Source organism: Streptomyces malaysiense (genome assembly GCF_000980885.2).
Classification (GTDB): domain Bacteria; phylum Actinomycetota; class Actinomycetes; order Streptomycetales; family Streptomycetaceae; genus Streptomyces; species Streptomyces malaysiense.
On record NZ_LBDA02000048.1, the window covers coordinates 74,804 to 90,178 of the forward strand.

At 71.6% G+C, this 15,375-nt stretch carries 17 protein-coding genes; 7 read left to right on the plus strand and 10 right to left on the minus strand.

Translation table 11 applies throughout. The features are described from left to right. Positions 1-37: 37 nt before the first annotated feature. The 3 genes from VT52_RS20210 to VT52_RS20220 form a co-directional block, all read right to left on the minus strand. Positions 38-1,333, minus strand: coding sequence for a PP2C family protein-serine/threonine phosphatase (locus tag VT52_RS20210; protein ID WP_046419689.1), 1,296 nt, complete (start codon positions 1,331-1,333; stop codon positions 38-40). Positions 1,334-1,657: 324 nt separating this feature from the next. Continuing rightward, entirely contained in the window at positions 1,658-2,743 is a 1,086-nt protein-coding gene (locus VT52_RS20215; protein WP_046419687.1) for a C40 family peptidase, read from the minus strand. Positions 2,744-2,946: 203 nt separating this feature from the next. Next, complete coding sequence (locus VT52_RS20220) at positions 2,947-3,762, minus strand: class I SAM-dependent methyltransferase (protein ID WP_079175147.1); 816 nt, start codon at positions 3,760-3,762, stop codon at positions 2,947-2,949. A gap of 161 nt (positions 3,763-3,923) precedes the next feature. On the opposite strand from VT52_RS20220, the gene mshA reads away from it, so the two are divergent. After that, on the plus strand, positions 3,924-5,261 hold the full coding sequence (gene mshA, locus VT52_RS20225) for a D-inositol-3-phosphate glycosyltransferase (RefSeq protein ID WP_206306567.1): 1,338 nt from the start codon (positions 3,924-3,926) through the stop codon (positions 5,259-5,261). After that, a complete protein-coding gene (locus tag VT52_RS20230) occupies positions 5,254-5,754 on the plus strand; it encodes a type III secretion system chaperone family protein (RefSeq protein WP_046419680.1) in 501 nt (166 codons plus the stop codon). Before mshA ends, VT52_RS20230 begins: the two co-directional genes overlap by 8 nt. On the opposite strand, the gene VT52_RS20235 is transcribed toward VT52_RS20230, so the two are convergent. Next, a complete protein-coding gene (locus tag VT52_RS20235) occupies positions 5,723-6,583 on the minus strand; it encodes a helix-turn-helix transcriptional regulator (RefSeq protein WP_046419678.1) in 861 nt (286 codons plus the stop codon). The genes VT52_RS20230 and VT52_RS20235 overlap by 32 nt on opposite strands. A 49-nt stretch (positions 6,584-6,632) precedes the next feature. Between VT52_RS20235 and VT52_RS20240 the strand changes: the two genes are divergently transcribed. Then, positions 6,633-7,091 carry a DUF2000 domain-containing protein gene (locus VT52_RS20240; protein WP_063888342.1) on the plus strand — a complete coding sequence of 153 codons (459 nt, stop codon included), beginning with the start codon at positions 6,633-6,635 and terminating at the stop codon, positions 7,089-7,091. Positions 7,092-7,152: 61 nt separating this feature from the next. Here VT52_RS20240 and VT52_RS20245 read toward each other — a convergent pair whose 3' ends face one another. Continuing rightward, positions 7,153-7,626: a carboxymuconolactone decarboxylase family protein gene (locus VT52_RS20245; RefSeq protein WP_046419675.1), complete on the minus strand. Its 474-nt coding sequence runs from the start codon at positions 7,624-7,626 to the stop codon at positions 7,153-7,155. 99 nt (positions 7,627-7,725) lie between these two features. After that, positions 7,726-9,009 (minus strand): MDR family MFS transporter, encoded by a 1,284-nt coding sequence (locus tag VT52_RS20250; RefSeq protein WP_079175149.1) that lies wholly within the window; start codon positions 9,007-9,009, stop codon positions 7,726-7,728. A gap of 153 nt (positions 9,010-9,162) precedes the next feature. Here VT52_RS20250 and VT52_RS20255 point away from each other — a divergent pair, with 153 nt between their 5' ends. Continuing rightward, positions 9,163-9,924 carry a phosphoglyceromutase gene (locus VT52_RS20255; protein WP_046419673.1) on the plus strand — a complete coding sequence of 254 codons (762 nt, stop codon included), beginning with the start codon at positions 9,163-9,165 and terminating at the stop codon, positions 9,922-9,924. 185 nt (positions 9,925-10,109) lie between these two features. Here VT52_RS20255 and VT52_RS20260 read toward each other — a convergent pair whose 3' ends face one another. Both VT52_RS20260 and VT52_RS20265 read right to left on the minus strand, forming a co-directional pair. Further along, positions 10,110-10,505 carry a hypothetical protein gene (locus VT52_RS20260; RefSeq protein WP_046419670.1) on the minus strand — a complete coding sequence of 132 codons (396 nt, stop codon included), beginning with the start codon at positions 10,503-10,505 and terminating at the stop codon, positions 10,110-10,112. A 100-nt stretch (positions 10,506-10,605) separates the two neighbouring features. Beyond that, positions 10,606-11,118 carry a hypothetical protein gene (locus tag VT52_RS20265; RefSeq protein WP_143070895.1) on the minus strand — a complete coding sequence of 171 codons (513 nt, stop codon included), beginning with the start codon at positions 11,116-11,118 and terminating at the stop codon, positions 10,606-10,608. Between the two features lie 531 nt (positions 11,119-11,649). On the opposite strand from VT52_RS20265, the gene VT52_RS20270 reads away from it, so the two are divergent. Next, the gene (locus VT52_RS20270; RefSeq protein ID WP_046419729.1) at positions 11,650-12,003 is read left to right on the plus strand and encodes an antibiotic biosynthesis monooxygenase family protein; all 354 of its coding nucleotides are present in this window, start codon (positions 11,650-11,652) and stop codon (positions 12,001-12,003) included. 219 nt (positions 12,004-12,222) lie between these two features. Here VT52_RS20270 and VT52_RS38030 read toward each other — a convergent pair whose 3' ends face one another. Then, positions 12,223-12,378, minus strand: a complete 156-nt coding sequence (locus VT52_RS38030) for a hypothetical protein (RefSeq protein WP_164932557.1) — start codon at positions 12,376-12,378, stop codon at positions 12,223-12,225. A gap of 120 nt (positions 12,379-12,498) precedes the next feature. Then, the gene (gene phoU, locus VT52_RS20275) at positions 12,499-13,188 is read right to left on the minus strand and encodes a phosphate signaling complex protein PhoU (RefSeq protein WP_046419666.1); all 690 of its coding nucleotides are present in this window, start codon (positions 13,186-13,188) and stop codon (positions 12,499-12,501) included. A gap of 225 nt (positions 13,189-13,413) precedes the next feature. Between phoU and phoR the strand changes: the two genes are divergently transcribed. Both phoR and phoP read left to right on the plus strand, forming a co-directional pair. Next, positions 13,414-14,670, plus strand: coding sequence for a two-component system sensor histidine kinase PhoR (gene phoR, locus VT52_RS20280; protein ID WP_046419663.1), 1,257 nt, complete (start codon positions 13,414-13,416; stop codon positions 14,668-14,670). A gap of 5 nt (positions 14,671-14,675) precedes the next feature. Then, positions 14,676-15,347, plus strand: coding sequence for a two-component system response regulator PhoP (gene phoP, locus VT52_RS20285; RefSeq protein WP_467267396.1), 672 nt, complete (start codon positions 14,676-14,678; stop codon positions 15,345-15,347). Positions 15,348-15,375 lie beyond the last annotated feature (28 nt).

Sequence of the window (15,375 nt, forward strand, 5' to 3'; positions counted from 1 at the left end):
GCACCGCGCGTCGGCCGGCCGGGTCCCCCGAACCGGCCTACGCCGTCCGGTCCAGCAGCACCACGGCCACGTCGTCCGTCAGCTCGCCCTCGTTGAGCCGGCGGACCTCCTGCACCGCGGCCCGCAGCAGCTCCTCGCCCCGCAGGCCCTCGGCGAGCTGGCGGCGGATCATCTCCACCATGCCGTCCTGGCCGAGCCGCTCCCCGCCGGCCCCGACGCGGCCCTCGATCAGACCGTCGGTGTAGAGCATCAGGCTCCACTCGGCGCCCAGCTCCACCTGAACCCGCGGCCAGCGGGCCCCGGGCAGCATCCCGAGAGCGGGACCGTTGTTGTCGTACGGCAGCAGTCGCGCGGGCGTGTCGGGGCGCACCAGCAGCGGGGCCGGATGGCCGGCCAGACACAGCCCCGCGTGGCGGCCGTCGGGCGCGATGTCCACCGTGCACAGCGTCGCGAAGGTCTCCTCGTCGGCGCGCTCGTGCTCCAGCACCTCCTGGAGTGTGCCCAGCAGCTGGTCCCCGCACAGCCCCGCGAGGGTGAGCGCACGCCAGGCGATGCGCAGCTCCACGCCGAGCGCCGCCTCGTCCGGGCCGTGCCCGCAGACGTCGCCGATCATGGCGTGCACGGTGCCGTCCGGGGTGCGCACGGCGTCGTAGAAGTCGCCGCCGAGCAGCGCGCGGGAGCGGCCCGGACGGTACCGGGCCGCGAACCGCAGCGAGGAGCCGTCGAGCAGTGGCGTGGGCAGCAGCCCCCGCTGCAGGCGCCGGTTCTCCTGCGCCCGCAGCCGGCTCTCGGTGAGCCGGCGCTCCGCGGTGTCGGATCGTTTCCGTTCCACCGCGTACCGGACGGCGCGGCTGAGCAGCCGGCTGTCCAGCTCGTCCCGGACGAGGTAGTCCTGCGCGCCGACGCGCACCGCCTCCGCGCCGCGCTCGGCGTCGCCGGAGCCGGTCAGGGCCAGCACGGCATGCCGGGGCGCGAGCTGGAGGACGTGGTGGAGCACGGCCAGCTCGTCGTCGGCGTCGCTGCCGCCCGGCGCGGGCAGCGCCAGGTCCAGCAGGATGCAGTGGACGTCGTCGGTGAGCAGCCGCTCGGCCTCGGTGAGGTTGCGGGCGGTGCGCACGCGGACCGGCTTGCCGGCCGAGTCCAGCAGTTCGGGCACGATCGGCGAGCCGACCGGGTCGTCCTCGATCAGCAGCAGCGTGAGAGTGGCGCCGCTCGTGGGCGCGGCGTCGCGGTGGGCCTCTTCCTTGAGGGGGCCGCCGACGGCGCCGGCGGCCTGCGCCTGACCACTCTCCACGGCCGGGATCGCTCTCTGCCGCGGTACGGGTACGGGCATCGTCCTGGGTTCCTTCCCTCCCCCCGAGGGCACGGCGGTGTCGAGGGGTCTCGACCCACCGACGGGTGACCATAGCGGGTGGGACCACCCCGATGGAATGGTGTGAGCCGCGTCGCTCTGGCGCAGGCCACTGTCATATGCCGCTTTCCGTAACGCAGTTGGACAGCGAACCGGGCCCCGGGGGATGACGAAGCTCACGCCCTGCCCCGGTTTGAGCGGGGGTTGGCGGTGCGGTGGGTCACATGACCGGTGTCACCTGGGCGAAAGCCGTATAACGCGGCTCACGCGACGCCGCTCACACCCCCGCCGTCGGGGCCGACGGCGTCACGCGTCGGGGCGTACGACCCCCAGGATGGGCATCGAACCCGCGCCCGCGACCGTCACCGAACGCCCCGGACGCGGGGCCTGGATGATCGCCCCGTCCCCTATGTACAGCGCGACGTGGCTGGCGTCGTCGAAGTAGATGACGAGGTCGCCGGGCCGCATGTCCTTGACGTCGATGTGCTTGAGCTGCTTCCACTGCTCCTGGGAGGTGCGCGGGATGGGGCGGCCGGCCGCGGCCCACGCCTGGGAGGTCAGCCCCGAGCAGTCGAAGGAGTCCGGGCCCGCGGCGCCCCACACGTACGGCTTGCCGAGCTGGGCGGTGGCGAACGCCACGGCCTTCTCGCCCGCCGCGGACGCCTTGCCGTGGATCCTGTCCAGGATGCCGGTGTCCAGCCAGGCGGTCTGCGCCTTCAGCGCGGCCTTCTGCTCCAGCTGCGCGAGCTTCTTCCGCTGCTTCTCCTCCAGCGACGACTCCAGCTTCTTCGCCGCGTCGATCTGCTGCTGGATCTTCTTCTTGGCGCTCGCCTTGGCCTTGCGGTCGGCTTCCAGCTTCTTCCACTGGGCGGCCGCGTCCGAGGCGTAGTCCCGCAACTGCTGCTGGGTTTCGGTCCGTTCGCCGATCAGATGGTTGGCCGCCTGCTGGCTCTGGAGGACGAGACCGGCGCCGTCCAGGAACTGGTCCGGGTCGTCGCTGAGCAGGAACTGGGCGGTGGGCGGCATCCCTCCGGTGCGGTACTGCTCCCGGGCCGCCGCGCCCGCCTGGTCCTTGAGCTGCGCGAGCTTCTGCTGTCCGGCCACGATCTTCTTGGCCAGCGAGACGATCTCGGCGGACTGCTTCCTCGTCTTCTCCTCCGCCGCGTTGTACGCGTCGGTGGCCACGGCCGCGTCGTGGTAGAGCTTGTCCAGCTTCTCGCGGACCTGCTCAAGATCCTTGTCCGGCACCGGGCTCGGGCTCGGACCGGCCGCCGGACCGGTGTCCTGCGGGGGCGCCGGCGCGGCGAGAGCGGTCCCGGGCGCCGCGAGTACGGCCACCGCGCAGACCACGGTCAGGGCGGCCGCGAGCAGACCGCGCTTGCCCGTACCCATACCTACCCCCAGCTGATTTACCGTCAGTAACTTGGCGATGCCCGAGGGATCGTGCCACGGCCGCGCGCAAAGCGACAGAGCCCGTGGGAAAGTCGGATTTCCCCCACGTCACGGCCAGGGCGACGATCATCTCGCCCGTCTGACGAACGACGCGCCGGATCCGTTCCGTTGCCCGCCCACTCGAAGGGGTGGTTTCAACGGCTTCAGCCGCGCGGCGCCAAGGCCCCCCAGGCCACCGTCACTTCACCCTGCCGCCAGCGGGCCGGCGAGTCCGCCACCGGCCAGTCCGCGGTGAGGGCGCGCACCGTGCGCAGCCAGCGCTGCCGGGCGCCGTACGCGGCGTACGGCGCGGCCGCCGCCCAGGCGCGGTCGAAGTCGCGCAGGAAGGCGTGCACCGGCTCACCGGGGACATTGCGGTGGATCAACGCCTTCGGCAGCCGTTCGGCGAGGTCGGAGGGGCGTTCCAGGGAGCCGAGCCGGGTGGCGAAGGTGACGGTCCGCGGCCCCTCGGGCCCGAGCGCCACCCATACGTGCCGCCGCCCGATCTCGTCGCACGTCCCCTCGACCAGCAGCCCCCCGCGCGAGCCGCCGCCCGCGGGGGCCAGCCGCGCGCACAGCCGCTCCCATACGGCGGCGACCTGCTCCTCGTCGTACTGGCGCAGCACGTTCGCCGCGCGGATCAGCAGCGGCCGCCCGGTCACCGGGACCTCGAAGCCGCCGTGCCGGAAGACCAGCCCCTCGCGCTCGTAGGGCCGCGCCGCCGCGACCCGCTCGGGCTCGATCTCGATACCGACGACACGGGTGTCCGGGGCGGCGGTGCGCAGCCTGCCGAGCAGTTCCACGGCGGTCCACGGGGCGGCGCCGTAGCCGAGGTCGACGGCGACCGGCTCGGCGGCACGACGCAGCTCGGCGCCGTGGACGGCCGTGATCCAGCGGTCCATGCGGCGCAGCCGGTTGGGGTTGGTGGTGCCGCGCGTCACGGTCCCCACGGGGCGGAGGGCGGATGCGCGGGTTGCCATGGGTACGAGGGTAAAGGGGGACGGGGTTGAGCCAGTAAAAGTAATGATTCGGTAAAGCGGCTTGTTCCGGAAATGGCCGGCCCCCCACCTGCTGTTGCACCCCCTTGGAGGGCGCAGGCGAGTCCTCCGTCCGGCATGCCCGCAGCAAGGAGGACCGCCACGTGAGCCAGTACGCCAGCAGGCTCGGGCGCCGCTCCCCGTCCGCCGCGCCCAGGCTACGGCTGCTCCGCCGGCCCCGCAGGGTCGCGATGCTCTCCGTGCACACCTCACCCCTGCACCAGCCCGGCACCGGCGACGCGGGCGGCATGAACGTCTACATCGTCGAGCTGGCCCAGCGGCTCGCGGCGCTCGGCATCGAGGTGGAGGTCTTCACCCGGGCCACCGCGGGCGATCTGCCGCCCACCGTCCAGCTCGCCCCCGGCGTCCTGGTCCGGCACGTCGACGCGGGCCCGTACGAGGGCCTCGCCAAGGAGGAGCTGCCCGCCCAGCTGTGCGCCTTCACGCACGGCGTGATGCAGGCCTGGGCCGGCCACCGCCCCGGCCACTACGACCTGGTCCACTCCCACTACTGGCTCTCCGGCCACGTCGGCTGGCTCGCCGCCCAGCGCTGGGGCGTCCCCCTGGTGCACGCCATGCACACCATGGCCAAGGTCAAGAACGCCAATCTGGCCGCCGGCGACCGTCCCGAGCCCGCCGCCCGGGTCATCGGCGAGACCCAGATCGTCGCCGCCGCGGACCGGCTGATCGCCAACACCGACGACGAAGTCGGCGAACTGGTCCGGCACTACGACGCCGACCCAGGCTCGGTCGCCGTCGTCCACCCCGGCGTCAACCTGGAACGCTTCCGCCCCGCCGACGGCCGGGCCGCCGCCCGAGCCCGCCTCGGACTGCCGAAGGACGCCCTGATCCCCGTCTTCGCGGGCCGCATACAGCCCCTGAAGGCACCGGACGTGCTGCTGCGCGCGGTGGCCGTCCTCCTCGACGAACGCCCCGAACTGCGCACCAGGATCCTCGTGCCGGTCGTCGGGGGCCCGAGCGGCAGCGGCCTCGCCAAGCCCGAGGGCCTCCAGAAGCTGGCCGCCCGGCTCGGCATCGCGGACGTCGTACGGTTCCGCCCGCCCGTCGGGCAGGAGCAGCTCGCGGACTGGTTCCGGGCCGCGTCCGTGCTGGTCATGCCGTCCTACAGCGAGTCCTTCGGGCTGGTCGCCATCGAGGCGCAGGCGGCCGGCACCCCCGTGCTCGCCGCCTCGGTCGGCGGACTGCCGGTGGCGGTGCGCGACGGCGAGACCGGCTTCCTGGTCGAGGGGCACGAACCGGCCGACTACGCGCGCGTCCTCGCCCGGTTCGCCGACGAGCAGGCCCTCACCACGCGCATGGGGGAAGCCGCCGCCCGGCACGCCCGCTCCTTCGGCTGGGACGCGGCGGCCGCGGCGACCGCCGACGTCTACACGGCCGCGACCCAGTCGTACCGCCGTCGCGTACGCTCCCACCATGGGTGATGTCGAGAAGGCCGGACAGGTCCTGGAGGCCGTCTTCCAGGACGCCGAACTGGAGTGGGAGAACCCCGAGCCCGGGACCTACGCGGTCAGGCTGCCCGGCACCCACAAGCTGTCCACGACCGTCTCCTTCCTCGTCGGCCGGCACTCCCTCTCCCTCAACGCCTTCGTCGTACGCCACCCCGACGAGAACGAGCCGGGCGTCCACCGCTGGCTCCTGGAGCGCAACCTCAAGCTGTACGGCGTGAGTTACGCCGTCGACCGCCTCGGCGACGTCTACGTCGCCGCGCGCCTCCCGCTCGCCTCCGTCACCCCCGACGAGATCGACCGCCTCCTCGGCCAGGTCCTGGAGGCGGCCGACGGAGCCTTCAACTCCCTCCTGGAGCTGGGCTTCGCGACCTCCATCCGCAAGGAGTACGCCTGGCGCGTCTCCCGCGGCGAGTCCACCCGCAACCTGGACGCCTTCAAGCACCTGATCGAGCGTCCGGCCGAGTGAGCCCCGCGGGCCGCGACGCCCGGCGCGCCCCGCTCCGGTAGCGGCCCGGCGGCACCCCGACCAACTTCCGGAAATGGCGGGTGAGATGGGCCTGGTCGTAGAACCCGGTCAGGGCCGCCACCTCGCCGGGCGGCAGACCGTCCAGCAGCAGCCGGCGGGCCCGGCCGACCCGGCGTGACATCAGGTACTGGTGCGGTGCGATGCCGTACGCGCCGCTGAACGCCCGTACGAGATGGGCGGGATGGGCGTGCAGCAGCCCGGACGCCGTCGCGAGCGAGACGCCGTCGGCGAGCCGGGCGTCCAGCAACTCCCGCAGTTTTCCGGCGATACCGGGATCCCGGCGGGCCGTCGGCGGTTCGACGCGTCGCCGCAGATGCCCCCGCAGCCGCTCCCCGACGAGGGTCAGCCTGCTCTCCGCCTCCAGTTCGTCACCGGGCCTGGCGAGAGCGGCGTGCAGTTGTCCGACGCGCAGGCGCAGCACCGGGTCGCGCAGGTCGGGCCCGTCGACGGCCGCCCCGATCAGCTCCTCGCCGAGCCGGCTGCTGTCGAGGTAGACGACCCGCTTGCGGAAGCCGCCGGGGGTCGCGGGGGAGCCGTTGTGAGGCACGTGCGGCGGCAGCAGGCTGACCGTGTCGAGGGGGGTGCCGTGCGCGTGCCGGTCGAGTTCGTAGCGGACCGCGCCGTCGTCCACGATGAGCAGCGTCCAGGCGTCGTGGACATGCATCGGGTAGGCGTACTCGGTGAAATGGGCGTGGAACACCTCGGTGACGCCCGGCACCCGGGGACGCCACGCGCTCACTTCCTCGCCCGGGGCCCTGCTCGCGGCCATGCAAACAACGTACAAGACGGTGCGGGGCGGTGATCGGCAGTCTCGTCCCATGAGCATCTCGACCCCCGGACCGAACCCCTCCGAGACCGCCGAGCCCATCCGGTTCGACACCAAGCTCGCCGTGCTGCTGCGCGCGGACCTGGCCTCCTGGCAGCGGCTGAACGTCACCGCGTTCCTGGTCAGCGGCCTGGGCGCGACACTCCCCGAGGTGGTCGGCGAGCCCTACGAGGACGCGGACGGAACCCGTTACCTGCCGATGTTCCGGCAGCCGGTGCTGGTCTTCGAAGGGGAGAAGGAGACCCTGCGCGCGGCCCACGGGCGGGCGCTCGGGCGGGCCCTGCCCTGCGCCGTGTTCACCGCCGACCTGTTCACCACCGGCAACGACCGCGACAACCGCGCGGCCGTGCGCGCCGTACCGACGGCCGGTCTGGATCTGGTCGGGCTCGCGGTGTACGGCCCGCGCAACGGGGTGGACAAAGTACTGAAGGGGGCGCGCATGCATCCCTGAGGCGCGCCCCCTTCGGTGGGAGCGGCCGGACCCCCGTACCGGCCGCCCCTGTCCGCGGTGGTCAGCCGAACATGCCGGGCTGGTAGTCGCCCGCCGGCTGCCGGACGACGACGTTCAGGCGGTTGTACAGGTTGATGACGGCGATCAGGCCCACGAGGGCGGCGAGCTGCTCCTCGTCGTAGTGCCGGGCGGCCTGCGCCCAGGCCTCGTCGGTGACCCCGCCGGCCGCGTCCGCGATCCGGGTGCCCTGCTCGGTGAGCTCCAGCGCGGCACGCTCGGCCTCCGTGAACACCGTGGCCTCGCGCCAGGCCGCGACCAGGTGCAGCCGCTGTGTGCTCTCCCCGGCGGCCTCGGCGTCCTTGCTGTGCATGTCCGTGCAGAACCCGCAGCCGTTGATCTGGCTGGCCCGGAGCTTCACCAGTTCCTGTGTCGCGGCCGGGAGGGTGGAGTCCGACAGCAGTTTCCCGGCCGAGTTGATGTGCTTGAGGAACTTGCCGGCGACGGGGTTGGCCATCAGGTTCAGACGGGCGTCCATGATGATGCGCTCCTGGGTGGGTCGTACCGCTCGTTGCTGGTTGCACCTCATGGACGGAGGAGGGCGCGGGGAATGTGACAGGGAGGCGTGTGACCTGCATCACGCCGCCGGGGAGTGCTCCGGCGCGGGACCGGCGGTGCGGGCGGCGGCCCGGTCGTCCGTCGTACGGCTCCCGCTCCCGGCCCCGCGATCCTCGGGTCCGCGCATCAGCAGCGCGTACCCGAGCCCCGCGGCCATCCCCAGGACGGCGCACGACCCCCACAGCCACCGCGCCCCGAACCGGTCGATGACCTGGCCGGACATCAGGGGCGCGATCAGGGCGGCGACGGACCAGGACAGGGTGTACACGCCCTGGTAGCGGCCGCGGCCGTGGACGGGGGAGAGGCGGACGACGAGGCCGGTCTGGGTCGGCGCGTTGACGATCTCGGCGAGGGTCCACACGCAGACGGTGGCCATGAAGGCGCCGACGGACCCGGCGAAGGCGGTGAGCCCGAAGCCGTACCCGGCGAGGACCGAGGAGACGACGAGCAGGGTGCGCGGATCGCGGTGCTCGATGAACCGGGTGACGGGAATCTGGAGGGCGACGATCAGGACGCCGTTGACGGCGATCGCGACGCCGTAGTCGGCGGGTGTGAACCCGGCCCGGCCCATGGCGACCGGCAGGGCGACCGAGCCCTGCTGGAAGATCAGGGCGACGAGGAAGGACAGGCCCACGACGGCCATGTAGCGCCCGTCCCGCAGCACGGTGCCGAGGCCGACCCGGGGTTCGTCCTCGTGGACCGGGGCGGCCGGCCGGGACTCGGGGACCTTCAGGAAGACGACGAGGGCGCAGACGGCCGTCATGCCCGCCTCGATCAGGAACCCGGCGAGATAGCTGAACTCGGCGATGAAGCCGGCGGCCGCGGCGGAGACGGCGAAACCGAGGTTGATGGCCCAGTAGTTGAGCGAGAAGGCCCGCACCCGGTCCTCGGGCCGCACGATGTCGGCCATCATCGCCTGCACGGCCGGCCGGGAGGCGTTGGACGCCATGCCGACGAGGAAGGCGACGCCGGCGATGGCGACCGGGTCGGTCATGAACCCGAGCAGCGCGACGGAGGCGGCGGTGGCCGACTGGGCGACGAGCAGGGTGGGCCGCCGCCCGATGCGGTCGGCCATGACCCCGCCCACGAGGGCGGAGACGGTCCCGCCCAGCCCGTGCAGGGAGGCGACGAGCCCGGCGTACGAGGCGGAGTAGCCGCGGTCGAGGGTGAGGTAGAGGGCCATGAAGGTGGCCACGAAGGCGCCGAGCCGGTTGACGAGGGTGCTGGTCCACAGCCACCAGAACTCACGGGGGAGCCCGGACACGGTCTCCCTGGCGGCGCGTCCGAGACGGGCGGCGGGCATGCGGGGACCCCCTGGAGTTGTAAGTGGCTTGGCAGGCAAGCACAACTTACAGAGGGGGTCTGACATCGACCAACGGATTAACAGACGCCCTCGGTGTCCCGCCCACCGGTCGGCCGCACCGGCGCCGAGGGGCCGTGGATTACGCTCTGAGGCATGGCCGACGCACCGTACAAGCTGATCCTCCTCCGCCACGGCGAGAGCGAGTGGAACGCGAAGAACCTGTTCACCGGCTGGGTGGACGTCAACCTGAACGAGAAGGGCGAGAAGGAGGCAGTCCGCGGTGGCGAGCTCCTGAAGGACGCCGACCTGCTGCCCGACGTGGTGCACACGTCGCTCCAGAAGCGCGCGATCCGCACCGCCCAGCTGGCCCTCGAGGCCGCGGACCGCCACTGGATCCCGGTCCACCGCAGCTGGCGCCTGAACGAGCGCCACTACGGCGCCCTCCAGGGCAAGGACAAGGCGGCCACGCTGGCCGAGTTCGGCGAGGAGCAGTTCATGCTCTGGCGCCGCTCGTACGACACCCCGCCGCCCCCGCTGCCGGACGACTCGGAGTTCTCCCAGTTCGACGACCCGCGCTACGCGACCCTCCCGCCGGAGCTGCGCCCCAGGACCGAGTGCCTGAAGGACGTCGTCCTCCGGATGCTCCCCTACTGGTACGACGCGATCGTCCCGGACCTCCTGAGCGGCCGCACGGTCCTCGTCGCCGCCCACGGCAACTCCCTGCGCGCCCTGGTCAAGCACCTGGACGGCATCTCCGACGCCGACATCGCGGGCCTGAACATCCCCACGGGCATCCCCCTCGCCTACGAACTCGACTCCGACTTCAAGCCCCTCACCCCGGGCGGCAAGTACCTCGACCCGGAGGCGGCCGCGGCGGCGATCGAGGCGGTCAAGAACCAGGGCAAGAAGAAGTAAGCGCCCCAGGAACAAGCCCCCTGCCTGCGGTTCCGCCGCTGGAAGGGGGCTTTTCCATGTATCGCCGGCGCGCTGGAGTCTCTTCGTGCGCACAGGACTTGAAGGCCGTCTCGGGCTGCTCACCTCGCACGGCGATCAGTGCCCGACGCCGGAAGGAAAAGGGGGGTGTCACGGCCGGGCGGGCACTAGGAACGTTCGCCGCCTCCGGAGGAACGGCGGCCTCGGCCGGTCGTACCGGCGGATTCATGAGTGGTGCCTTTTTGGGAGTCCGCGTGGTGGGTCAGCACCTTCATGATCTCCGAGGCCAGCACATCCGACAGAGCCGGCGCGAGAGCTTCTGCCAGTGCGGTTGCGAGAGTCTGTGCGAAGAACACCCTTTCCAGTTCCGAGGAACGGGAGGGCGGCTGTGACAAGGACGCCACGGCTGCTTCCATCAGGGCTCCCGCCAGCGGGTCCTTTCCATGCTTGACGCCGATGCCGGTTTGGGGGACCCCGGTATCGCGCATCATTTCATCGAAGATCTCGTCGATGAAAGCCTCCAGGGGATCCCGTTCCGATTTTCCGCCGGGCTCAGCTGCCATTGTCGTTCCTCATGTCCTCATGTCTCGATTTCCCTATGGGACCTGCCCCCCAATTCCGTCGACTCCGAGGATCGGGGGGCAGGGGTGTCGCCGTTTCCGTTCAGCGGCGCATGAGCGCGGCGAGCAGGAGGGGGTGTTCGATCAGCGCCGTACCGCGCTCCTCGCGGCGGCGGTGCATGAGTGCTGCGAGCAGGAGCGGGTGTTCGATGATCGACTCCTCGCCGCCCTCCTCGCGGCGGTGGCGCATGAGCGCGGCGAGCAGGAGGGGGTGTTCGATCAGCGGCGTACCGCGCTCCTCGCGGCGGCGGTGCATGAGTGCGGCGAGCAGGAGCGGGTGTTCGATGATCGACTCCTCGCCACGCTCCTTACGGCGGTGCATGAGTGCGGCGAGCAGGAGCGGGTGTTCGATGCCCGACTCCTCGCCGCCCTCCTCGCGGCGGCGGGCGAGTGCGGCGAGCAGGAGCGGGTGCTCGATGCCCGACTCCTCGCCACGCTCGTCACGGCGCGCCAGGAGTGCTGCCAGCAGGAGCGGTCCGAAGGCGGATTCCTCGCCCATCTCTTCCTGGCCCGTCCCGGCCTTTTCGCGAGTGGGGGTCTCCGTCGTTGCCGTCATGACTCTCTCTTTCTTCGACGCATGACTTGGCGGAGCGCCCAGCTGTCACCAGCTCACTGCTTGCTCCGCGCTTCAGCGTCATCGTCATGGCGCGCGAGGCCGTCCGCACTTCGATCACGTGTCAGATGGCCGCATGGTTTTCGATGGCTCGCGGCATTCGAGAACGACGGTTATAGTGCGCCGGAATGATGGAAAATCACGGTTCCGTCCTGTCGCGCGGCGTGCGGTGCCGTGGCGGCACCGGCCTGAAAGGGGCGGCCGGCCGGCGGACCGGAAATGGCGCCTCTGCGAGGGCTGCGGGCGGCCGAACCGACAAAGAGATCCCCAGTTCCCCGAGAGCGGGGACAAGTCCCAGGGCACGCGGCTGATCCGCGTCGCGCCTGCGGCCGGGGTTCTGCTGGGCGCGGTGGCCGGCAGGCTCACGCGGATCAGGTGACGCCCGCCTCGGCTCGGTCAAGAATCGGATCCCTGATGGATCCCGTTCGGGAAAGTCACTGGATCGCTGGGCGTGACCTGACGCACGGTGACGTCATGAGCGATCATTCCGAAGCGGCTGTCGCGCCCGTCGAGGCCTTTGAACCCCCTTACTACGTCGCTGTGTTCAGCGCTGTCCGAACCGAGGACCAGAGCGGCTACGGCGAGACCAACGCACGCATGGAGGACCTGGTGAAGGACATCCCCGGGTTCCTGGGGGCGGACCACGCGCAGACTCCTGGCGGGTTGTCCATCACCGTCGGGTACTTCCGCGACGCGGACGCCCTCACGGAGTGGCGGAGCAACGCCGAGCACCGTGCGGCACAGAAGCGTGGGCGAGCCGAGTGGTACCAGAACTACACGCTGCATGTGGCGAAGGTGGAGCGGAGCCACGCGTTCAAGCGAGCGTAGGTACCGGCAGCGCCGTTACCGGACCACCCGCACCGTCGTGCGGCCCGGTTCTGCGGTCACGCGCGGCGTCACACCGGCGGCGCGATCAGGTCGAAGGCGCAGACCTCGCCGCCCGCTCGGGAGGGACCAGGGGGCGGGGCACGAGGCGTGCGGGCGTGACCGTGTGCGGAAAGGGCCGGTGCGAAGTGAGTTCGCACCGGCCCTACGACGGCTCTGCCGTCAGCCGCACTGGCAGGGCGCGCCCGACTGGCAGCCGCAGCCGCAGCCGGAGCCGCACCCGCACGCGGCGATCAGCGGCAGCCCCCTGATCTCGGCGGGCTGCTCGGTCTCGCGCTCCTGCGTGGGGTCGGGGGTGGTGCTGGGGGAATCGGTCATGGGTCCCTCCTAGACGCCGGGGCCTAGTTGCCGGGGCAGGCATGCCCTCACCCATTTGATGCCCGACCGACCGGGCGCATCAACGGCGCACGGAGGCGCCCCCGCCACGCCCTTCGGGAGTCATGCTCCCTCCACCCCCGTCGGCGGCTGGATGTCCGACTGGATCTCGTCCGCGTGCTCACCGGTGACGAGGTACACCACGCGCTTGGCGACGGCGACGGCGTGGTCGGCGTAGCGCTCGTAGTAGCGGCCGAGCAGGGTGACGTCGACGGCCGTCTCGATGCCGTGCTTCCAGCGGTCGTCGATGAGGTGCTGGAAGAGGGTGCGGTGCAGCAGGTCCATCTCGTCGTCGTCCTGCTCCAGCTGGAGCGCGAGGTCGACGTCCTTGGTCACGATGACCTCGGCGGCCTTCGCCATCAGGCGCTGCGCGAGCTGGCCCATCTCCAGGATGGTCGCGTGCAGGTCCTGCGGGACGGCGCGCTGCGGGAAGCGCAGCCGGGTCAGCTTCGCCACGTGCTGGGCGAGGTCGCCGGAGCGCTCCAGGTCGGCCGACATGCGCAGCGACGTGACGACGATGCGCAGGTCCGTCGCGACCGGCTGCTGCCGCGCCAGCAGGGCTATGGCCCGCGCCTCCAGGTCGTGCTGGAGCTCGTCGACCTTCTGGTCCGCCTCGATCACGCTCTCGGCGAGCTTGAGGTCGGCGTCGAGCATGGCGGTCGTGGCGCGTCCGATCGCCGAGCCGGCCAGCCGGGCCATCTCCACCAGACCGTCGCCGATCGAGTCCAGTTCCTCGTGGTACGCGTCCCGCATCAGGGTTCCCTCTCGTAATACGTGCTTCCGGGGGTCGTTGTCCGGGGGCCCGGCGGCAGAACCGGCGGTGCGAACCCCACGCTCCCACGTTCCGCCCCGTACGCGTCCGTTTCCGGCTTCCCGAATGAACCGATACTGGCCCCTAGGTGAACTCTGGGCGACGAGTGTTCGAGGTCGCACCCGATCGGCTGTGGGCATCTCGTACCCCATGCCTAACCTGGACGCATGGACGTGAACGCGGCGGTCGCCGCAGCGGCAGCGATCGCCGGGGTGCTCACCGGTGTCATCGCCATGCTGGCGTTCCGCTGGAGCGAACGCGACCAGAAGCGACCGACCAGGACTTCCTTGCACACCGATCCCGTACTCCCGCCCGGCGTCGACACCGTTCTCTCGGTGCTCCGCTCCTCCGCAGTGGTCCTCGACGAGGCCGACGCCGTCGTCAAGGCCAGCTCCGCCGCCTACGCCCTCGGCCTGGTGCGCGGGGGCAGACTCTCCATCGAGCCCATGCTCCAGATGGCCCGCGACACCCGGCGTGACGGTGAGATACGCCAGGTCGAGCTGGATCTGCCCCGGCGCGGCAGCGGACGCGGTGAGGCGCTCGCCGTCTCCGCGCGGGTCGCGCCGCTCGGCTCCCGCCTGGTCCTGCTGCTGGTCGAGGACCTGACCGAGGCCCGCCGGATCGAGGCCGTACGACGCGACTTCGTGGCGAACGTGAGCCATGAGCTGAAGACGCCGGTCGGCGCCCTCTCCTTGCTGTCCGAGGCGGTCATGGACGCCTCCGACGACCCCGAGGCCGTGGAGCGCTTCGCGGGCCGCATGCAGATCGAGGCGACCCGGCTGACCAACCTGGTGCAGGAGCTCATCGACCTGTCCCGGGTGCAGAACGACGACCCCCTGGAGGACGCCGAGTCCGTCCAGGTGGACGAGCTGGTCGCCGAGGCCGTGGACCGCTGCCGCCACCAGGCGGGCACCAAGCAGATCACCATCGCCGCCGGCGGCACCGCCGACCTGCACGTCTGGGGGAACCGGGGCCAGCTGGCCGCCGCCCTCGGCAACCTGGTCGAGAACGCGGTGAACTACTCCCCGGCCCGCACCCGGGTGGGCATCGCCGCCCGCCGGGTGAGCGCCCCCGGCGGCGACATGATCGAGCTGGCCGTGACCGACCAGGGCATCGGCATCTCCGACAAGGACAAGGAGCGCATCTTCGAGCGCTTCTACCGCGTCGACCCGGCCCGCTCCCGGGCCACCGGCGGCACCGGTCTGGGCCTCGCCATCGTCAAGCACGTGGTCGCCTCGCACGGCGGGGAGGTCACGGTCTGGAGCGCCGAAGGCCAGGGCTCCACGTTCACCCTCAGGCTGCCGGAGGCGGGCGCGGCCCGCGACCGCGCGCTGCAGCATCCGGACCCCGGCCTCGACGACGAGGCCGGTCCCACCGAGCCATCCCCGTACGAACCGCTTCCCTCCCCGGAGGTCCTTCCGTGACCCGAGTGCTCGTCGTCGAGGACGAGGAGTCCTTCTCCGACGCTCTGTCCTACATGCTGCGCAAGGAGGGCTTCGAGGTCGCCGTGGCGGCCACCGGCCCCGACGGCCTCGACGAGTTCGAGCGCAACGGCGCCGACCTCGTCCTGCTCGACCTGATGCTGCCGGGCCTGCCCGGCACCGAGGTGTGCCGCCAGCTGCGCGGCCGCTCGAACGTCCCCGTGATCATGGTGACCGCCAAGGACAGCGAGATCGACAAGGTCGTCGGGCTGGAGATAGGAGCCGACGACTACGTCACCAAGCCCTTCTCCTCCCGTGAGCTGGTCGCCCGCATCCGCGCGGTGCTGCGCCGCCGGGGCGAGCCGGAGGAGGTCACCCCGGCCGCGCTGGAGGCCGGTCCGGTCCGCATGGATGTCGACCGGCACGTGGTGACGGTCGCGGGCGCCAAGGTCGACCTCCCGCTCAAGGAGTTCGACCTGCTGGAGATGCTGCTGCGCAACGCCGGCCGGGTGCTGACCCGGATGCAGCTGATCGACCGGGTCTGGGGTGCCGACTACGTGGGTGACACCAAGACCCTGGACGTCCACGTCAAGCGCCTGCGCGCCAAGATCGAGCCGGACCCGGGCGCCCCGCGCTACCTGGTCACGGTGCGCGGCCTCGGCTACAAGTTCGAGCCGTAGACCGAAAGCCCCTGACGAAAGGGCGGCA